Here is a 16,947-nt window from a genome sequence, read left to right as displayed (position 1 = left end):
GGGTCCGGCGGCGGCGAGACCGCCCGGGACGCCGACGAGAGGAGCACGATGAGCGAACGGTCGAGTACGGACGCGGGGCGCGGACTCCAGCTGGGGAAGGTCCTCTTCATCGGGGACAGCATCATCCAGGCGGGAGCCTGGGGCGAGTGGCTGACGGAGTCGACGGTCGTCGACGAAGGGGTCGGAGGGGCCACCACGGCGGACGTCGTCGCGAGGCTCGCCGAGCTGGTCGCGCAGGAGCCGGACACGGTGGTGCTGCTGATCGGCACCAACGACCTCGCCTGGCACCGCACGACGGAGCACGTCGTGCGCAACATCGAGACGATCGTCGCCACCTTCCGGCGCGACCTGCCGGACGTGCGCATCCTGGTGACCTCGGTCCTGCCGCGCGGGCACGAGTTCGCGCCGCAGATCCGCGAGATCAACCGCCACCTGTGGCAGTTCGCGCCCACGGCGCACGCGGGCTACCTCGACCTGTGGCCGGTGCTCGCGGGCGAGGACGGCGGGCTGCTCGAGCAGTACTCGCCGGACGGCCTGCACCTCAACGAGGACGGCTACCGCGCCTGGCGCGAGGCTCTGGGCCCGGCGCTCGAGGCGGTCGTGCGGATGCCTCCGAGGACCCGCCCGATCACGCTGCCCTACGACGAGTTCGCACGGCCGAAGACGGCCTAGCGCAGCACCGTGGAGGGGGAGTCGACCGCAGGGTCGGCTCCCCCTCCGTCATTCCGCCGCCAGGGCGGCCTCGAAGGCCGCGAGGGCGTCCGCGGAGAAGAGGACGAACCGGACCTCGTCGAGGGCGCCGTCGGCGGTCTCCGCGCGGACCGACTCCACGGCGATGCGCGCTGCGTCGTCCATCGGCCAGCCGTAGACGCCCGCCGAGACCGCCGGGAAGGCGAGGGTCCGCGCACCGAGACCGACGGCCGTGCGCACCGACTCGCGGTAGGCCGAGGCGAGGACGGCGCTGCGGTCCTCCGACCTCGAGTGGACCGGACCGACGGTGTGCACGACCCAGCGGGCCGGGAGGCGGCCGGCGGTCGTGGCGACCGCGGAGCCGGCGGGAAGGCCGTCGGGCAGCTCTGTCTCGCGGAGCCGACGGCACTCGACGAGGATCTCCGGGCCGCCCGCGCGGTGGATCGCGCCGTCGACGCCGCCTCCACCGAGGAGGGACGAGTTCGCTGCGTTCACGATCGCGTCGACGTGCTCGCGGGTGAGGTCGCCGCGCACGGCTCTCAGATTGGTCACGACTCCTCCTCCAGGCTGCGGCCGAGAGCGGCGATCGCCGCAGGCCCCACGCGGCAGCAGCCGCCGATCAGGTCCGCCCCCGCTGCGCGCCAGGAGGCGACCAGCGCGGGATCGAAGGCCGCGTCGCCCGTCCAGCGGCGCTCGACGGCGTCCCACTCCTCGCCGCTGTTCGGGTACACGACGACCAGCTTGCCGGTGACGGAGCGGGCGATGCGGACCGCCTCGGCGACGTCGCCGGGCGGGCAGCAGTTCACTCCCACGCCGACCACCTCGCCGGAGGCGGCGGCGACGGCGAACGCCTCGGCCAGCGGCTCGCCGGCCGCGGTGCGTCCCGAACGGCCGCTCACGCAGATCCAGGCGGGGACCGAGGAGCCGGCGAGGGCCTCCACGACGGCCCGCACCTCCCGCACCGACGGGATCGTCTCGACGGCGAGCAGGTCGGGCCCGGCCGCGGCCAGGGCCTCCAGGCGCGGGCGGTGCCAGGCGGCGAGCTCGCCGACGGTGAGGTCGTCGTCGCCTCGGTACTCGGAGCCGTCGCCGAGGCTCGCGCCGTAGGGACCGACGGAAGCGGCGACCCAGCCGCTCTGCGCGCGCCGGGCCAGGTCGACGCTCTCCCGGAGGGCGCGCTCGACGAGGCCCGGGGGCAGGCCCGCGGCCGCGAATCCGCTCGCGGACACCTGGTAGCTCGCGGTCACCGCGACCCGGGCGCCCGCCTCGGCGAAGGCGCGGTGCGCGGCGACGACGCGGCCGGGCTCCTCCAGCAGGACCCGGGCGCTCCACAGCGAGGAGTCCACTGCGGCGCCCTGCTCCTCCAGCTCCGTGCCCAGGCCCCCGTCGAGCAGCAGCGGCCGCTCCCGCGCCGCGGCGACGAGGTCGGCGGTCACGAGCGGTTGTTGGAGAGCTCGAAGATCTTCACGAGCTCGGCGATCGCCGCCTCGCGGGCGTCTCCGCCCTCCTCGAACATCGCGGTGATGTGCGTGCGGAGGTGGTTCTCGACGATGAGCTTGTTCAGCGAGCCGAGCGACTTCTGGATCGCGAGGGACTGCGTGACGATGTCGACGCAGTAGTCCTCGTTCTCGATCATCCGCTCGAGGCCGCGCATCTGGCCGCCCAGGATCCGGGCACGGTGCAGCGAGCGCTTCTTCAGGTCCTCGATCACTCCTCAAGCCTACGCGCCGCGGGCAGTACCCGGGCGGGGTATCCGGACGCCTACGATCGAGGGGTGAGCACCCGCAAGCCGTCCCGCGCGACCGCCGCCCGCTACCCCTCGCGCGACCGCGCCCGCATGGCGCTGGCGCCCGGGATCCTCGGCGCGATCGTGCTGCTGGCCGGGCTCGCCCTCGTCGGCTCCGACGCCTACGACTTCATCCGCTACCCGGTCGCGATCCTCGCGGCGGTCATCGGCTGGTTCGCGATCCAGGCGCGCGTGCTCCTCTGGCTGATCGGGCTCGTGCCGGTGCTCGTGCTGTGGAACCCGGTGCTGCCGTTCGCGTTCCCGAACGCGATCTGGTCCTCGCTGAGCCTCGCCGCGGTCGGCGTCTTCGTGGCGGCGGGCCTCGTCATCCGCGTCCCGACCCCGGAATGACGACCAGCGCGACCGTCCGCGCGGCGCAGCGCCGCCCGAAGCGCGCCGAGGAGTAGACTGACGGCGCACCCGCACGCCGGGGATGCTGCGACCGGGTCCCAGACCCGTTGCTCGGAGCTCCCGACGGCCACCGGATGCACCGACGCCCGACGCCTCTCCGGAGGCGATCCGGCGGATGCACGGCGACGGCAGCGCGCGGGAACCCCTCCTCCGCCCCCCGTCACACATCGAGGAGGAGCATGGCTCGCAGCGGCCAGCGTCAGTCCGGTCAGACGCGACGAGCGTCGAACGCCGCCGGGAGCCGACCCCGATCGCGCTCGCGCGGGGTGGACAACGCGGGGATCATCCCGATCCTCGCCCGCCGCGTCCGCGAGGTGGAGGCGAAGGCCCAGACCGGCAAGGTCGGGCCGACCAACCGGACGAAGTTCCTGGTGATCGCCCTCCTGATGCGCGAGGAGCGCAAGCGGGTCAAGGTCGATCCCTCGCTCAGCGACGCGCAGCGCGCCGAGGAGATGAAGCGCCTCGACGGCATCGCCACGATCCTGGCCAAGACGGCCGCCCGCGACACCAGCCTGATCGCGCTGCTCGAATCGGAGGCCGGCGTCACGGCGGCCGCGCAGAAGCTCCGCCGGGACTGGCTGCTCGAGGCGGGCGCGGAGCTCAGCCCCGACGAGCTGCTGATCGTGACCGAGCCGGAGCCCAAGCCCGAGGTGCCGGTCAACCAGGTCGTGCCGCAGTCGGTGCGCGCCCGCCAGCTGGCGAACCCCTTCCTCCCGCCGGACTTCTCGATCGCCGAGGCCGCGGCTCCGGCGCCGCGCCGCCGGCTCGACGACTGGGAGCTGCTCGGGCCGCTCTTCAAGGCGTTCGAGTACGGAGCGGGCGGACGGGCCGCGAGCATGGAGCTCCCGGAGCCGCCGAAGCTCGACCGGGTCTCCCCGCGAGGCCGCGAGCTGATGCCGCACCAGGCGCGCTTCATCGAGAGCGCCCGCGAGGGCCACCGCAGCTTCCTGCTCGCCGACGAGCCGGGTCTGGGCAAGACCGCGCAGAGCCTCCTCGCCGCCTCGGTGGTCGGGGCGTACCCGCTGCTCGCGGTGGTGCCGAACGTGGTCAAGATGAACTGGGCGCGCGAGGTCGAGCACTGGACGCCGCAGCGGCGCGCCACGGTCATCCACGGAGACGGCGGCACGCTCGACGCGTTCGCCGACGTGGTCATCGTCAACTACGACATCCTCGACCGGCACATCGGCTGGCTCGGGAGCCTCGGCTTCCGCGGCATGGTCGTCGACGAGGCGCACTTCATCAAGAACCTCCGCTCGCAGCGCTCGCAGAGCGTGCTCGCGCTGGCGTCGAGGATCCGCGAGACGACGCCGGGGCACGATCCGCTGATGATCGCACTGACCGGCACCCCGCTGATCAACGACGTCGACGACTTCCGCGCCATCTGGCGCTTCCTCGGCTGGATCGACGAGACCAAGCCGGGCCCGGAGCTGATGGGCCGCCTCGAGGAGACGGGCCTCACCCCCGCCGACACGGGCTTCTACCCGGAGGCGCGCGAGGCCGTGATCGACCTCGGCATCGTCCGGCGCAAGAAGATCGACGTCGCCGCCGACCTGCCGTCGAAGCGGATCGTCGACCTGCCCGTCGAGCTGGACGACGACCTCGGCCGCTCCATCCAGAAGGCCGAGCGCGAGCTCGGCGCCCGCATGCTGCAGCGCTTCAGGGCGGTCACCGCCTCGATCACCCACGAGCTCGACGACGACGAGCGCGAGCGGTTCATCCGCATCGTGGCGCAGAGCGAGCTCGAGGAGTCGAAGTCGGCCAAGACCGGCGAGAACGTCTTCACCATGGTGCGCCGGATCGGCCAGGCCAAGGCGGCGCTGGCCGCCGACTACGCCTCGCAGCTGGCCCGCTCGGTGGGCAAGGTCGTCTTCTTCGCGAAGCACATCGACGTGATGGACCAGGCGGAGGACACCTTCGAGAAGCGCGAGCTGACGTCCGTCTCCATCCGGGGCGACCAGACCGCGGCGTTCCGCCAGACGCAGATCGACGCCTTCAACGAGGACCCCGACGTGTCGGTCGCCGTCTGCTCGCTCACCGCGGCGGGTGTCGGCGTGAACCTGCAGGCCTCGTCCAACGTGGTGCTCGCCGAGCTGTCGTGGACCTCGGCCGAGCAGACGCAGGCGATCGACCGCGTGCACCGCATCGGCCAGGAGGAGCCGGTGACGGCGTGGCGGATCATCGCGGCGCACACGATCGACGCGAAGATCGCGGAGCTGATCGACGCCAAGGCCGGTCTCGCCGCCCGCGCGCTCGACGGCGCGGACGCCGAGACGGCCTCCGCCGACACCGTGCAGCTCGACGCCCTCATGCACGTCCTGCGCGAGGCGATCGGCTGAGCACGCCCGACCGGGCCGGCTGAGAGCGCTCAGTCGGCCCGCGCGAGGGGTGCGGCGAAGAAGTCCCTCTCGAACAGGCTGGACCGCAGGAACGCGTCCCTCATCGCGGCGCGGTCCCTCGGCGAGGCGTCCCGCGCGGCCTGCTCCGTGATCGCGATCGCCCGCTCGGTGGCGGCCGCGAAGACCGGGTCGCCGTAGGTGAGCAGCCAGTCCGCGTAGGGGTGCTCGGGGTGCCCCGAGGCGGCGAGGCGCGTCCCGACGTCGGCGTAGAGCCAGAAGCAGGGGAGCAGGGCGGCGACGATCTCGCCGTAGCCGCCGCGCGAGGCGACCGCGAGCAGGTGATCCGTGTAGCCGCGGGTCACGGGCGCCGGAGCCGAGTCCCTGGTCCCGAGCCGGTCGCGGTGCAGCTGCGCCTCCGCAGCGAGGGCGGACGCCGAGCCCTCGGCCCAGAAGACCTGCTCCGCGGTGGTCGGCGCACGCTGCGCCGCCACGGCCAGGACACGGGCGTACTCGGTGAGGTAGAGAGCGTCCTGCTCGAGGTACCACTCGAAGTCCTCGCGCCCGAGGGAGCCGTCGCCGAGGGCCCGCACGAACGGGAGCGCGTCGATCTCGTCGCGGAGCGTCCGCGTCCGCTCCCAGACGTCCGCGCAGAACGCCGGGGGACGTTGCCGGTGGAAGTGGTCGATCGGGCCGTTGCCGGTGCCGACCTCGAGAGCGTCGGCGGCGCGCAGGGCGCCGGTCAACCACTCCTTGGCCTCCGTCAGCGCCTCGACCAGGGCGTCGGAGGAGGCGTCGCGCCCGGCCAGGAGCGTCGCCATCGCGGACGAGAGCGAGCACCCGGTGCCGTGCGTGTTCGAGGTGGCGACGCGTTCGCCGGGGACCTCGCGCACGAGGCCGTCGGGGGTGACGATCGCGTCCGGGGTGGCGGGGCCGTCGAGGTGGCCGCCCTTCACCAGCACGGCGGCGTCGAGGGCGCGGGCGAGCGCCGCTCCCTGCGCGAGCGCGGCCGGCCAGTCGGAGGCGGTCGGCTCTCCGGCGAGCACGCCCAGCTCGGGGAGGTTCGGCGTCACCAGGTCGGCGCGGCGGAGCAGATCGCGCACGGCGTCCTCCGCCTCGGGAGCGAGCAGCCGGTGCCCGCTGGTCGCGACCATCACCGGATCCACGACCACGACGGGCGGCCGGACCTCGTCGAGCCACTCGGAGACGACTCCGGCGTACTCGGCCGTGGCGAGCATCCCGATCTTCACCGCGTCGATCGTGACGTCGTCGCTGACCGCGTCGAGCTGCTCGCGGAGGAACGCGGCGGGCGGCAGATGCACGGAGCGGACGCCGTGCGTGTTCTGCGCGACGAGCGCAGTGACGACCGCCATGCCGTAGCCACCGAGCGCGCCGATCGACTTGAGGTCGGCCTGCACGCCGGCGCCGCCGGTCGGATCGGTGCCGGCGATGCTCAGGACCCGGGGGATGCGGGCGCGGGTGGTCACCGGTCCCACTCCGCTCGGATCAGACGTGCGGCCGCCGCGGGGTCGGCGGCCGTGCAGATCGCCGACACGACCGCGAGTCCGGCCGCGCCGGCGTGGCGGAGGGGGCCCGCGTCCGCGGCTCCGACTCCGCCGATGGCGACGCAGGGCAGCGCCGTGGCCGCAGCGAGGGCGGCGAACCCGTCGACACCGAGGGGAGCGGGGTGGTCGGGCTTGGTCGCGGTGGGCCGGATGACGCCGACGCCGAGGTAGTCGACCGTCCCCGCGGGCAGGGCGCGGACGGCGGCGAGGTGCTCGGGGGTGTTCGCGGTGAGCCCGATCACCGCGTCGGGACCGAGCAGCGAGCGGGCGGCGGTGACGGGCAGGTCGGCCTGCCCGAGGTGGACGCCGTGGACGCGGGCGCCCGCGAGGCGGGCGGCGAGGGCGACGTCGACGCGGTCGTCGATCAGCAGGGTCGTCCGCTCGTCGAGGACGGCGGCGACGGCCCGGGTCAGGGCGACGAGCTCCGCGGCGGAGGCGTCGTGATCGCGGATCTGCACGGTCGTCACCCCGCCCCCGACGGCGGCGGCGACCACGGCGGGTACGCCGCGCGGGCCGCACTGGGCGGTGTCCGTGACGAGGTAGAGCGAGAGGTCGAGGCTCATGCGATCCGCGCCCCGGCCTCGGCGTCGGCCGGCTGGAGGGCAGCGAGGGCGTCGAGGAGGCCGACCGCGAAGGACCCGGGACCGCTGCTCGCCGCAGCGGCACGCTCGGCGGCCAGGCCCCAGACCGCGGAGGCGCTGACGGCAGCGTCCAGCGGGCGGGCGCCCGCGCCGAGGAAAGCCGCCATCACGGCGCCGAGCGCGCAGCCTCCGCCGGTCACGCGGGTCAGCAGCGGGTGGCCGCCGGTGACCCGGACGACCCGCTCGCCGTCGGTGACGAGGTCGACCGCTCCGGAGACGGCGACCACGCCGCCGATGCGGCGGGCGAGGACGCGGGCGGAGTCGAGCGCCTGCTCGGCGGTGTCGACGGCGTCCACGCCGCGGCCGCCCGCACCGGCTCCCGCGAGGGCGAGGATCTCGGAGGCGTTGCCGCGGATGATCGCGGGCCGCGCCTCGAGCAGCTCCACAGCCAGAGCGGTGCGCACGGGCAGCGGGCCGACGGCGACCGGATCGAGCACCCACGGAGTGCCGGCGCGGCCGGCTGCGGCGACCGCCTCGCGAGCACCCTCGCGCTGCTCCGCTCCGGGCGTGCCGAGGTTGACGAGCACGGCGGAGGCCAGGCCCGCGAAGACGCCCGCCTCGCCGGGCAGGTCGCACATCGCCGGGCTGGCGCCGAGGGCCAGCAGGCTGTTGGCGGTGAAGCCGGTGACGACCGCGTTCGTGATGCACTGCACCAGCGGTCCGGCGGCACGGAGCTCGGCGAGATCGCGGCCCACGGACGCCCGGTCGGGCGCCGTGTCGGCGGGGAGGGTCGGGTGGACAGGCGTGCGAATGCTCATTCGCGACATCCCTTCGCTAGTACGAACTAGATCAGGTTCAACGGGTCTTCTCTCAGCCCTGGCGGGCACCCCGTGTCACTGCGCACGACCCTAGCAGCGGGCGCGGGCGCGCTCGCTCCTGCATTCCGAGCCGACGCAGCGGGCGCGGGGCCTCGTCACCCCGGCGCTCCGGTGCGCCCGCTCAGCCGGTGAGGATCGTCGAGTCCCCGCGCGGCCCCACCGCGACGCGGAGGCCGATCGGCAGCCGCTCGCGCATCGCGTCGACGTGGCTGATCAGGCCGATCGTCCGCCCGCCCGACCGCAGCTCGTCGAGCGTGCCGAGCGCCGTCTCGAGCGTCTCGGCGTCGAGCGAGCCGAAGCCCTCGTCGATGAACATGGTCTCGAGTGAGATGCCGCCGGACTGCGCCGTCACCACGTCGGCGAGGCCGAGGGCGAGGGCGAGCGAGGCCAGGAACGTCTCGCCGCCCGACAGCGAGGCGGGCTGCCGGCGGACGCCGGTGAAAGCGTCGAGCACGTCGATCCCGAGGCCGGAGGCGGCACCGCGGTAGGCGAGCGAGTCGTCGTGGGCGAGGGCGTAGCGGCCGCTGGTCATCGCGTCGAGGCGGAGGTTCGCCGCGGTCACGATCTCCTCCAGGCGTCCGGCGAGGGCGAAGGCCTCGAGGTCCATCCGGCGCGTGTTCTGCCCTCGGCCGGAGACGGTCTCGGCCAGTGCGCGCAGCTCCTCGTGGCGGCGGAGGCGCTCACCCAGGACGGTGAGGCGGGCCGCGGCCTTCGTGGCGAGCTCGGCCAGGCGCTCCGAGCGGTGCTCGAGCACGGAGAGGCGGGCTCGCGCCTCGTCGCGACGGGCGGAGGCCTCGCGCGAGCGCTCCTCAGCGGCGGCGACGTCGACGGCCGTGCCCGGCAGCTCGCGGAGCTCCGGGTCGGACAGCACCGCCTCCGTCGCGCTCCGCCGCCGCTCGTGCTCGGCGACGACGGCCTCGGCCCGCGCCCGGTCCCCGCTCGCCAGCGCGGCCGACTCGGCCTCCTCGGCGGTCGCGAAGCCGCGCTCGCCGAGGACCTCGGCGAGCTCCTCCCGGGCGGCGGCGGCGGCCTCGGCCCGCGAGACGGCCGCCTCCTCGGCCTCGACCAGGGCGACGGCCCGGCGGCGCTGGGCGCTCAGCTGCTCGACCCGTGAGGCGACACTCGTCGCGCCGTCACGGGAGGCCTCGACGCGCTCCTGCAGCACCCGCAGCGCTTCGGCGGCGAGGGCGGACTCGTCGGCGCGGGTGCGGTGCTCCTCGCGAGCGGCGTCCCGTCCGGTCGTGAGAGCGTCGATCCGGGAGCGCAGCCGGGTGCGCTCACGCCGGAGCTCCTCGGTGCGGGCGGCCGCCGCGCGGGCCGAGGCGAGCCGCTCCTCGTGCGCCGGGCGGAGCGACTCCGGGTCCGCGTCCCCGCCCACCCGCTCCTTCAGCGCCGCCAGAGCCAGGGCCGCGGCACCCTCGCGCTCGCGGGCGCCGTCGAGGGCGGCGGCGGCGCGCTCCACCGCGGCGCGGGCCCGGTCGAGGTCGTCGGTGCCGACCGTCGTCGGGCCGTCGTGCTCGGCCGGGCGGGGGTGCTCGCACGAGCCGCAGACCGGGCAGGGCTCGCCCGGCTCCAGCCGCTCGGCGAGCTCCCCGGCGAAACCGGCGAACCGGCGCGCGATCAGGGCGGACTGCTCCGCGGCGCGCTCGCCGTGGACGCGCGCCGCATCCGCGTAGGCCGTGCGGAGCCGCTGCAGGCTCGCCGCGGTGAGATCGCGCTCGAGGGCTGCGGCGATCCTCCGCTCGAGCACGGCGAGCTCGTCGACGCGCGCGGGGACGGCGGCGGCCTCGTCGGCGAGGGACTCCTCCTCGGCGGCGAGCGCGTCGACCCGGGTGGGCAGCCCGCGCAGCTCCGCCTCGATCCCGGCGAGCGCGGTCGCCGCCGCCTGCTCGGCGCGCGCGGACCGCTCGGCGGAGCGCTCCGCGTCGGGGAGTCGGCGCTCGTCGGCCAGCGCCTCGGCGAGGGCGCCGAGGACGGCGGCGAGCCGTTCGGCCGTCTCGGCGGCCGAGCCCGCAGACGAGTCCCCGTAGGCGTCGGCGGCGAGGTCGCGCTGCTGTCGGGCGGCCCGCTCCTTCTCGGCGGCTGCCCGGGCCGAGCGGAGCAGCGGCAGCACGCCGTCGGCCCGGCGCGCACGCTCGATCCCGGCCCGCTGCTGCTCGACGTGCGCCTCGGCGACCGCGAGCTCCTCCGCCTCGATGAGAGCGCGCCGGCGCCGCTCCTGCCCCCGGGCGATGCGCCGGGCCTCGTCGAGAGCAGTGCCCGCGGCCTCGTGCGCCGCGTCGGCCGAGGCGGCGCCGGCCCGGGCGGCCTCGAGCGGAGCGGCGAGCCGCGCCGGCAGCCCGGCGAACCAGGCGGCGTCCGGCAGGGGCGGCTCGGCCTCGTCGTCCAGGAGCCGGACGGCCTCGTCCGCGAGCGCGGTCACGGCCGCGCGCTCCTCCTCGAGCCCGACGGCGCCGGCATCGCGCTGCTCGAGCAGGCGGCGGCGGAGCAGATCGAAGCGCTCGGTCGCGAAGAGCGTGCGCAGGAGCCGCTGCCGGTCGTCGTTCTTCGCGAGCAGGAACTCGTGGAAGCGGTTCTGCGCCAGCAGGATCACCTGGAGGAACTGGTCCTTCGTCAGGCCGACGATCCGGCCGATGTCGGCGCCCACCTCCTTCGCGCTCGACGAGAGCCCGACCCAGGAGCCGTCGACCCGCTCCAGCAGCTCGACCTTCGCCGGCTGGGTCGTCGTGCCGGTGCCGCGCCGCTTCGGCCGCTCGTACTCGGGCGAGCGCCGGACGCGGTAGACCCGCCCCGCCGCCTCGAACTCGAGCTCGGCGAACGTCTCGTCCTCGGGGCCGCTGTGGTCGCTCCGGAGGCGCGAGGCGGTGCCGTCGAAGCGGGGGACCGAGCCGTAGAGCGCGAACGCGATCGCGTCCAGGATCGTCGACTTGCCCGCTCCGGTGCGCCCGGCGATGAGGTACACGCCCACGTCCTCGAGTCGGTCGAAGTCGACGCACTGCTCGGCGCGGAAGGGTCCGAGCCCGGCGAAGGCGAGTCGGCGGATCCTCACCGCAGAGCCTCGGCCTCGACGGCTGCGAGCGCGTCGAGGGTGAGGGCGCGCTCGGTCTCCGTGGCGCCGTGGCCGCCGCGGACGTGGGCGAGGAAGTCGTCGACGACCTCCACGTCGCTCCGCCCGCGGATCCGCTCGGCGTAGGCGCGCGGCTCGGCCGCGGCGTGCGGGGGCCAGTGCTCGAGCGTCGCGCAGCCGGGGAAGCGCGACTGCAGGCGCGCCATCGCGTCGAGTGGGCGCACCGGATCGGTGAGCACCGCCGAGACCCAGTCGCCCTCCACCTCCGCCAGGGAGGGATCGCGCAGCAGCTGCTCGAGCTCGCCCTCGATCACACTGAGCCTCCTCGGCACGGGGAGCGGCGACCACTCGACGCCCTCGAGCCCCCCGGGCCCGATCGTCACCAGCCAGGCGCCGCGCGGCTTCGACGCCTCGCCGAACGAGTAGTGCAGCGGCGCTCCGGAGTAGCGCACGCCCGGCAGCAGCTCGGCGCGCCCGTGGACGTGCCCGAGCGCCGCGTAGTCGGCCGCGGCGAAGTGCTCGACCGAGACGTAGTCGAGCCCGCCCGCCGTGATGTCGCGCTCGAGGACCGCGGCCGGGGCTCCGACCGCGAAGCAGTGCGCGAGCACGACCCAGGGACGACCCGCCGCCTCGGCGGCGGCCTGCACCCGCCCCATCGCGAAGGCGAGCACGTCCTCGTGGCGGCGCAGCTGCTCCTCCGGGTGCCGGTGGCGGTAGAGGGCGGGCTCGAGGTAGGGGATGCCGTGGACTCCGACCTCGAGGCCGGACGCGTCGCGCAGCACGACCGGCTCGGCGTACGCCTCGGGGTCGGTGAGGACGTGCACGCCCGCCCCGCGCAGGAGCCCGGCCTGGAAGCCGAGCCGGGCGGGGGAGTCGTGGTTGCCGCTGGTCAGGACGACCTCGGCGCCGGCCGCGCGGATCGCCTCGAGCGTGCGGGTGAGGAGCGTGTAGTGCTCCGCGGCGGGCACGGCGGAGTCGAAGACGTCGCCGGCGATCAGCACCGCGTCCACGCGCTCGGCCCGCACCGTCTCGACCAGGGCCTCGAGCACGGTCGCGAGCGCCGCCGTCGTGGAGTGCCCGTGGAAGGTGCGGCCGATGTGCCAGTCCGAGGTGTGCAGCAGCTTCACGGTCGTCCTTCCTCTGCGTCGTCCGGGGGAGCGACTCCAGGCTAGTGAGGCCCTCCGACACCGGCGGCGCAGCCGACACCTCCCGTTCACCGGGAGGTGCACAATAGGGCGTCGGTCGAGCAGAGGAGATGGTCGTGAAGCTGCCCCGCGTCCCCGCGACGATCCTGGGTCTGGGCTCGCGCACCCGCGCCGCCGCCGAGGACACCGCGCCCATCCAGCGTCTGCGCCCGGACGACGAGCCGGCGCGCACCAGCACGGTCGACAACGCGATCTACCAGGACGGCCGCCGGGTCGTCTCACCCGGCAGCATCCCGGAGGCGCTCGCCGCCCTGCAGAAGCTGCCCGACGCGATGGCGTGGATCGGGCTGTACCGGCCGAACGCGGCCGAGCTCGCCGCGCTCGAGGACGAGTTCTCGATGCACCCGCTCGCCCTCGAGGACGCGATCAGCGCGCACCAGAGGCCGAAGCTCGAGCGGTACGGCAGCGACATGTTCGTGGTGCTGCGCGCCGCCAGCTACTCCGACCAGCGCGAGGAGGTCGACTTCGGCGAGCTCCACCTGTTCGTGGGGTCGAACTTCGTCGTCACGGTCCGCCACTCCGAGAAGCCGGACCTCTCGCTGGTTCGGCGGCGGATGGAGGCGGATCCGGAGCTGCTGCGCGTCGGCCCCGTCGCCGTGCTGTACGCGATCCTCGACGCCGTCGTGGACCAGTACTCGCCCGTCGTCGCCGGCCTCGAGAACGACATCGACGAGATCGAGGCGCAGGTCTTCGAGGGCGACCCGGCCGTGTCCCGCCGCATCTACGAGCTGAGCCAGGAGGTGCTGGACTTCCAGCGCGCGGTCGCTCCCCTGACCGGCATGCTCGGGCGCCTCGTCACCGACTTCGAGGTGTTCCAGTCGGATGTGGAGCTGCGCCGCTACATCCGCGACGTCGCCGACCACGTCGCGCTCGTCACCGAACGGGTCGACGGCTTCCGCACCACGCTGCGGGAGATCCTGGCGGTGAACGCGACCCTCGTCGCCCAGCGCCAGAACGAGGACATGAAGAAGCTCGCGGAGGTGGGCAACCAGCAGAACGACGAGGTCAAGCGGATCTCCGCATGGGCGGCCATCTTCTTCGCGCCGACCATGATCTCGAGCATCTACGGCATGAACTTCGACGTGATGCCCGAGCTGCACGTGGCGTGGGGGTACCCGGCGGCGCTCGCGGCGATGCTCGCCTCGAGCGTGGTGCTGCACCGCCTGTTCAAGCGCTGGGGCTGGCTCTGAGTCCTCCGCCCGCGGTGTGTCAACACCGTGACGCTCCCGGAGGCGCCGCGTAGCGTCGCTCGCGGGCCGCTCGGCCCCCGAGCGGAGGGACTCCCGATGACTCCAGAGGCCGCGACCACGTCCGCGCCGCCGCCCCGATCCCTGTGGCGGGCGGCCGCTGCTCCGATCCCCTCCGACGAGTTCGCCCCCGGTGCGCACTACGACGACGTGGTGGTCGGGGCCGGTCTCACCGGTCTGGTCACCGCGCTCCTGCTGCAGCGGACCGGCCGGCGCGTGCTGGTGCTCGAGGCGCGCGAGGTCGGCGCGGTCGCCACCGGGAACACGACCGCTAAGCTGAGCCTCCTGCAGGGAGCCCACCTCTCCCTGATCGCCGGCCGCAACATCCCCGCCGTGACCGAGGCCTACGTCGCGGCGAACCTCGCGGGCTTCCGCTGGCTGCTCGACTACTGCGAGGGGGCGGGAGTGCCCGTCCAGAGGCGGACCGCGTACAGCTACGCGCAGACTCCCGAGGGCGTGGACGCCGTGCTGAAGGAGCACGCGACCGCGCGCCGCTTCGGCCTTGCGACGCGGCTCGTCGGCGAGCTCGACGTCCCGTTCCCCAGCACGGCTGCGGTCGCCCTCGACGACCAGGCCCAGTTCGACCCGATGGACGTCCTCACGGCCCTCGCCGCCGACTTCCGCGCCGCCGGGGGCACTCTGGTGCAGGGTGTGCGGGCCCTCGGGATGCGCGCCTCCGCTCCCGTCCAGGTGCGCACCAGTGCCGGGCCGGTGACCGGCGACCGCGCCTACCTGCTCACCGGGGCGCCGATCCTCGACCGCGGGCTGTACTTCGCCAAGCTCGCGGCGCTGCGGTCCTACGCGGTCGCGTTCCGCACGGACGCGCCGATCCCGGACGGCATGTACCTCTCGGTCGACGAGCCGTCGCGCTCGGTGCGCGACGCCGAGCGCGACGGCGAGCGGCTCCTCCTGGTCGGGGGGAACGGCCACCCCGTGGGCCGCAGACCGGTCACCTCGGAAGCAGTCGCGGACCTCGTGGCCTGGACGCGACGCTCCTTCCCGGGCGCCGAGCCGGTCGCGCAGTGGAGTGCGCAGGACTACGAGCCGTTCCACCGCGTGCCGTTCGTGGGCTGGCTGCCGCGCGGCCGCGGGCGGATCTTCCTCGCGACCGGCTACGACAAGTGGGCGATGACGAACGCGGTCCAGGCCGCGCTGACGCTCGTCGCCGACCTCGACGGCGAGACGCCGGTCTGGGCGAGGACGCTGCACCGCCGGCCGACGCTGCCGCGGGTGATGGCGGAGGGGCTCGGTGCGGGGCTCGCGGTGGGTGCCTGGTACGCGCGGGGCTGGTCCTCCGCTCTGCGCGCCCCCCGCTCTGCCGGGGTGGTGCCGGTGGAGGGCCAGGGGTCGCTCGCACGCGACGGGCTGCAGCCCGTCGCGGTCTCCACCGTGGAGGGGAGGCGCTGCGCGGTGTCGGCGGTGTGCCCGCACCTGGGCGGGATCGTCACCTGGAACGACGCGGAGCGCAGCTGGGACTGCCCGCTGCACGGCTCGCGCTTCGCGGCCGACGGGACGGTGCTGGAGGGTCCGGCGGTCGAGCCGCTCGCCCCGCTGGGCTAGGACGGCCGCCGGCCCCGCGGAGCCGAGCCGAGGCCGGCCCCGCGGAGCAGCCGGGTCAGTCCTCGTCCGCTCCGGGCTCCGCGACCTCGTCGCCGTCGGCGCCCGAGGCGTCGCCGCTCGTGTGCAGGTCGGTGTCGCCCGGGATGCTGAAGTCGCTCAGCGGGTCCAGGGGCTTCTTTCCGTCGGTGTCGTCACTCATGCCTGCCACCCTACGAGCGTCCGGCGAGGCGCTGCACTGCGGCGACCGGGATCGACAGCCACTCCGGCCGGTTGCGCGCCTCGTAGATCGCCTCGTAGACGGCCTTGTCGAGCTCGAACGCGTCGAGCACCGCCCGGTGCGCGGTGACCGCGTCGCCCGCCCGCTCGGTGTAGCCCTCGAGGAACGCGGCGCGGCTCGCCGCCGCCCAGGCCGCCCTCGAGGCGCCCGGCTCGGCCTGCTCGTGCGCGCCGGCCGCGTAGTCGAAGGAGCGCAGCATCCCGGCCACGTCGCGCAGGGCCACGTCGGGAAGACGGCGCTCGTGCATGGGCCGCAGCGGCTCGCCCTCGAAGTCGAGGAGCACCCAGCCGCGGTCGGGCACGGACAGGACCTGTCCGAGGTGGTAGTCGCCGTGGATGCGCTGGAGCCTCGGCCACGGCGCGGTCTCGGCGGCGTGGAACACGGCGTCGATCGCCTCGGAGTCCTCCGCGATCACGGGGACCTCGGCCGATGCGATGCGCAGGCGCCGGCGCATGGTCGCGACCATCCGCTCGACGACCTCGGACGTGGTGTCCTCGGTCGGCATGACCTCGGCGAGCGTCGCGTGCACCTCGGCGGTGGCGCGGCCCAGTTCGCGGGCGGGGCCGGTGAAGTCGGAGTCGGCGGCGACCGCCTCGAGGGCGACGCGCCACGCGTCCTGGACGCCGGGGAGGAACTCCTGGGCGAAGGCGAGGTGCCCGAAGGCGCGGCCCGTCTCCTCGCCCTCGTCGTCCCACTCGCCGGTCACGTTGCCGATCACGGGCGGGACGAGGGCGCTCCCGGCGGCGTTGAGCGCGGACTGCACCGTCACGTCCGGGTTGTCGCCGTGGTGGAGGGCGCGGAAGACCTTGACGATCACCGGGGTCGCGTCGGATCCGTCGTCGGCGGTGGTGCGGACGATCACCGAGGTGTTCGACTGCTCGCCGCTGAGAACCTTCGAGGACGCGAACGCCCCGATCGCGGCCCCCGGCTGCCGGTGGCCCTCGGCGCGGGCGCCGCCCCGGGCGCCGTCCTCGTCGGAGCGGCCGCCGTCGGCGATCATGCCCAGCAGAGCACGGGCGAACACCGGGTCGCGCGGAGCGTCGTACACGAAGTGAGCGTCGTCGGAGTAGACGAGGGCGTCCTCGAGCCCGGGCACCGGAGCCGCGTGGACGGTCACCGGCACCTGGTACAGCACCGGGCTCGTCCCCGCCCGGTCGATGAAGAGGTGGTCCACCACCTCCGCCTCGCCGGGGTGCAGCGACCAGGCGCCGCGGACCTCCAGCTCGGGGCGCCGCCCCTTGCTCGCGTACCACCTCTGGTCCGCCACCCATGCGGCGATGCGGTCGATCGACAGGCCTGCGCTCATGCTCTTCCCTCCGTCGGCACCCCGAACCCTACTGGCCGCGG

At 74.8% G+C, this 16,947-nt stretch carries 15 protein-coding genes and 1 riboswitch; of the genes, 5 read left to right on the top strand and 10 right to left on the bottom strand.

Translation table 11 applies throughout. The features are described 5' to 3' along the window. Nucleotides 1–48 precede the first annotated feature (48 nt). Nucleotides 49–672, top strand: a complete 624-nt coding sequence (locus tag C5C24_RS00355; protein WP_104225671.1) for a GDSL-type esterase/lipase family protein — start codon at nt 49–51, stop codon at nt 670–672. A 48-nt stretch (nt 673–720) separates the two neighbouring features. Here C5C24_RS00355 and C5C24_RS00350 read toward each other — a convergent pair whose 3' ends face one another. From C5C24_RS00350 to C5C24_RS00340, 3 genes are read right to left on the bottom strand one after another with little or no spacing between them, the layout of a single operon-like run. Continuing rightward, nucleotides 721–1,242 (bottom strand): O-acetyl-ADP-ribose deacetylase, encoded by a 522-nt coding sequence (locus C5C24_RS00350; RefSeq protein ID WP_104304025.1) that lies wholly within the window; start codon nt 1,240–1,242, stop codon nt 721–723. Next, nucleotides 1,239–2,126, bottom strand: a complete 888-nt coding sequence (gene mmuM, locus C5C24_RS00345) for a homocysteine S-methyltransferase (RefSeq protein ID WP_104276510.1) — start codon at nt 2,124–2,126, stop codon at nt 1,239–1,241. Before mmuM ends, C5C24_RS00350 begins: the two co-directional genes overlap by 4 nt. Beyond that, nucleotides 2,123–2,401 carry a metal-sensitive transcriptional regulator gene (locus C5C24_RS00340; RefSeq protein ID WP_104223062.1) on the bottom strand — a complete coding sequence of 93 codons (279 nt, stop codon included), beginning with the start codon at nt 2,399–2,401 and terminating at the stop codon, nt 2,123–2,125. Before C5C24_RS00340 ends, mmuM begins: the two co-directional genes overlap by 4 nt. 63 nt (nt 2,402–2,464) lie before the next feature. Between C5C24_RS00340 and C5C24_RS00335 the strand changes: the two genes are divergently transcribed. Next, nucleotides 2,465–2,827 (top strand): DUF6804 family protein, encoded by a 363-nt coding sequence (locus C5C24_RS00335; protein ID WP_258064991.1) that lies wholly within the window; start codon nt 2,465–2,467, stop codon nt 2,825–2,827. A gap of 239 nt (nt 2,828–3,066) precedes the next feature. Then, nucleotides 3,067–5,223, top strand: a complete 2,157-nt coding sequence (locus tag C5C24_RS00330; protein WP_104276511.1) for a DEAD/DEAH box helicase — start codon at nt 3,067–3,069, stop codon at nt 5,221–5,223. Nucleotides 5,224–5,252: 29 nt separating this feature from the next. Here the strand turns inward: C5C24_RS00330 and thiD are convergent, their stop codons facing one another. The 5 genes from thiD to C5C24_RS00305 form a co-directional block, all read right to left on the bottom strand. Further along, nucleotides 5,253–6,707: a bifunctional hydroxymethylpyrimidine kinase/phosphomethylpyrimidine kinase gene (gene thiD, locus C5C24_RS00325; protein ID WP_258064990.1), complete on the bottom strand. Its 1,455-nt coding sequence runs from the start codon at nt 6,705–6,707 to the stop codon at nt 5,253–5,255. Next, nucleotides 6,704–7,348 carry a thiamine phosphate synthase gene (gene thiE / locus C5C24_RS00320; protein WP_104304024.1) on the bottom strand — a complete coding sequence of 215 codons (645 nt, stop codon included), beginning with the start codon at nt 7,346–7,348 and terminating at the stop codon, nt 6,704–6,706. Before thiE ends, thiD begins: the two co-directional genes overlap by 4 nt. Further along, on the bottom strand, nt 7,345–8,184 hold the full coding sequence (gene thiM, locus C5C24_RS00315; RefSeq protein WP_104276513.1) for a hydroxyethylthiazole kinase: 840 nt from the start codon (nt 8,182–8,184) through the stop codon (nt 7,345–7,347). The genes thiE and thiM overlap by 4 nt, the downstream gene beginning before the upstream one ends. Then, a riboswitch (TPP riboswitch) is annotated at nt 8,176–8,267 on the bottom strand. It overlaps the preceding gene by 9 nt. 98 nt (nt 8,268–8,365) lie before the next feature. Beyond that, nucleotides 8,366–11,293 carry an AAA family ATPase gene (locus C5C24_RS00310; RefSeq protein ID WP_104304023.1) on the bottom strand — a complete coding sequence of 976 codons (2,928 nt, stop codon included), beginning with the start codon at nt 11,291–11,293 and terminating at the stop codon, nt 8,366–8,368. Further along, nucleotides 11,290–12,438 (bottom strand): exonuclease SbcCD subunit D, encoded by a 1,149-nt coding sequence (locus tag C5C24_RS00305; RefSeq protein WP_104304022.1) that lies wholly within the window; start codon nt 12,436–12,438, stop codon nt 11,290–11,292. The genes C5C24_RS00310 and C5C24_RS00305 overlap by 4 nt, the downstream gene beginning before the upstream one ends. Before the next feature lie 128 nt (nt 12,439–12,566). Between C5C24_RS00305 and C5C24_RS00300 the strand changes: the two genes are divergently transcribed. Continuing rightward, nucleotides 12,567–13,706, top strand: coding sequence for a magnesium and cobalt transport protein CorA (locus tag C5C24_RS00300; RefSeq protein WP_104223070.1), 1,140 nt, complete (start codon nt 12,567–12,569; stop codon nt 13,704–13,706). A gap of 96 nt (nt 13,707–13,802) precedes the next feature. Next, nucleotides 13,803–15,323, top strand: coding sequence for an FAD-dependent oxidoreductase (locus C5C24_RS00295; RefSeq protein ID WP_104304021.1), 1,521 nt, complete (start codon nt 13,803–13,805; stop codon nt 15,321–15,323). Between the two features lie 55 nt (nt 15,324–15,378). On the opposite strand, the gene C5C24_RS17760 is transcribed toward C5C24_RS00295, so the two are convergent. Together C5C24_RS17760 and C5C24_RS00290 are read right to left on the bottom strand one after the other, a co-directional pair. After that, nucleotides 15,379–15,522, bottom strand: coding sequence for a hypothetical protein (locus C5C24_RS17760; RefSeq protein ID WP_181135445.1), 144 nt, complete (start codon nt 15,520–15,522; stop codon nt 15,379–15,381). Nucleotides 15,523–15,532: 10 nt separating this feature from the next. After that, nucleotides 15,533–16,906, bottom strand: coding sequence for a phosphotransferase (locus C5C24_RS00290; RefSeq protein ID WP_104281552.1), 1,374 nt, complete (start codon nt 16,904–16,906; stop codon nt 15,533–15,535). Between the last annotated feature and the right edge of the window lie 41 nt (nt 16,907–16,947).

The organism is Rathayibacter sp. AY2B3 (assembly GCF_002931755.1).
Taxonomy (GTDB): Bacteria; Actinomycetota; Actinomycetes; order Actinomycetales; family Microbacteriaceae; genus Rathayibacter.
The sequence above is the reverse complement of the archived record's forward strand: the minus strand, read 5'-3'. Positions and strand labels throughout refer to the sequence as shown.

Excerpts from the sequence above, each read along its gene's own strand:
- C5C24_RS00355 (WP_104225671.1), top strand. The coding sequence starts at position 49 with ATGAGCGAACGGTCGAGTACGGACGCGGGGCGCGGACTCCAGCTGGGG.
- C5C24_RS00330 (WP_104276511.1), top strand. The coding sequence starts at position 3,067 with ATGGCTCGCAGCGGCCAGCGTCAGTCCGGTCAGACGCGACGAGCGTCG.
- thiE (WP_104304024.1), bottom strand. The coding sequence starts at position 7,348 with ATGAGCCTCGACCTCTCGCTCTACCTCGTCACGGACACCGCCCAGTGC.
- thiM (WP_104276513.1), bottom strand. The coding sequence starts at position 8,184 with ATGAGCATTCGCACGCCTGTCCACCCGACCCTCCCCGCCGACACGGCG.
- C5C24_RS00300 (WP_104223070.1), top strand. The coding sequence starts at position 12,567 with ATGGTCGTGAAGCTGCCCCGCGTCCCCGCGACGATCCTGGGTCTGGGC.
- C5C24_RS00295 (WP_104304021.1), top strand. The coding sequence starts at position 13,803 with ATGACTCCAGAGGCCGCGACCACGTCCGCGCCGCCGCCCCGATCCCTG.
- C5C24_RS17760 (WP_181135445.1), bottom strand. The coding sequence starts at position 15,522 with ATGAGTGACGACACCGACGGAAAGAAGCCCCTGGACCCGCTGAGCGAC.
- C5C24_RS00290 (WP_104281552.1), bottom strand. The coding sequence starts at position 16,906 with ATGAGCGCAGGCCTGTCGATCGACCGCATCGCCGCATGGGTGGCGGAC.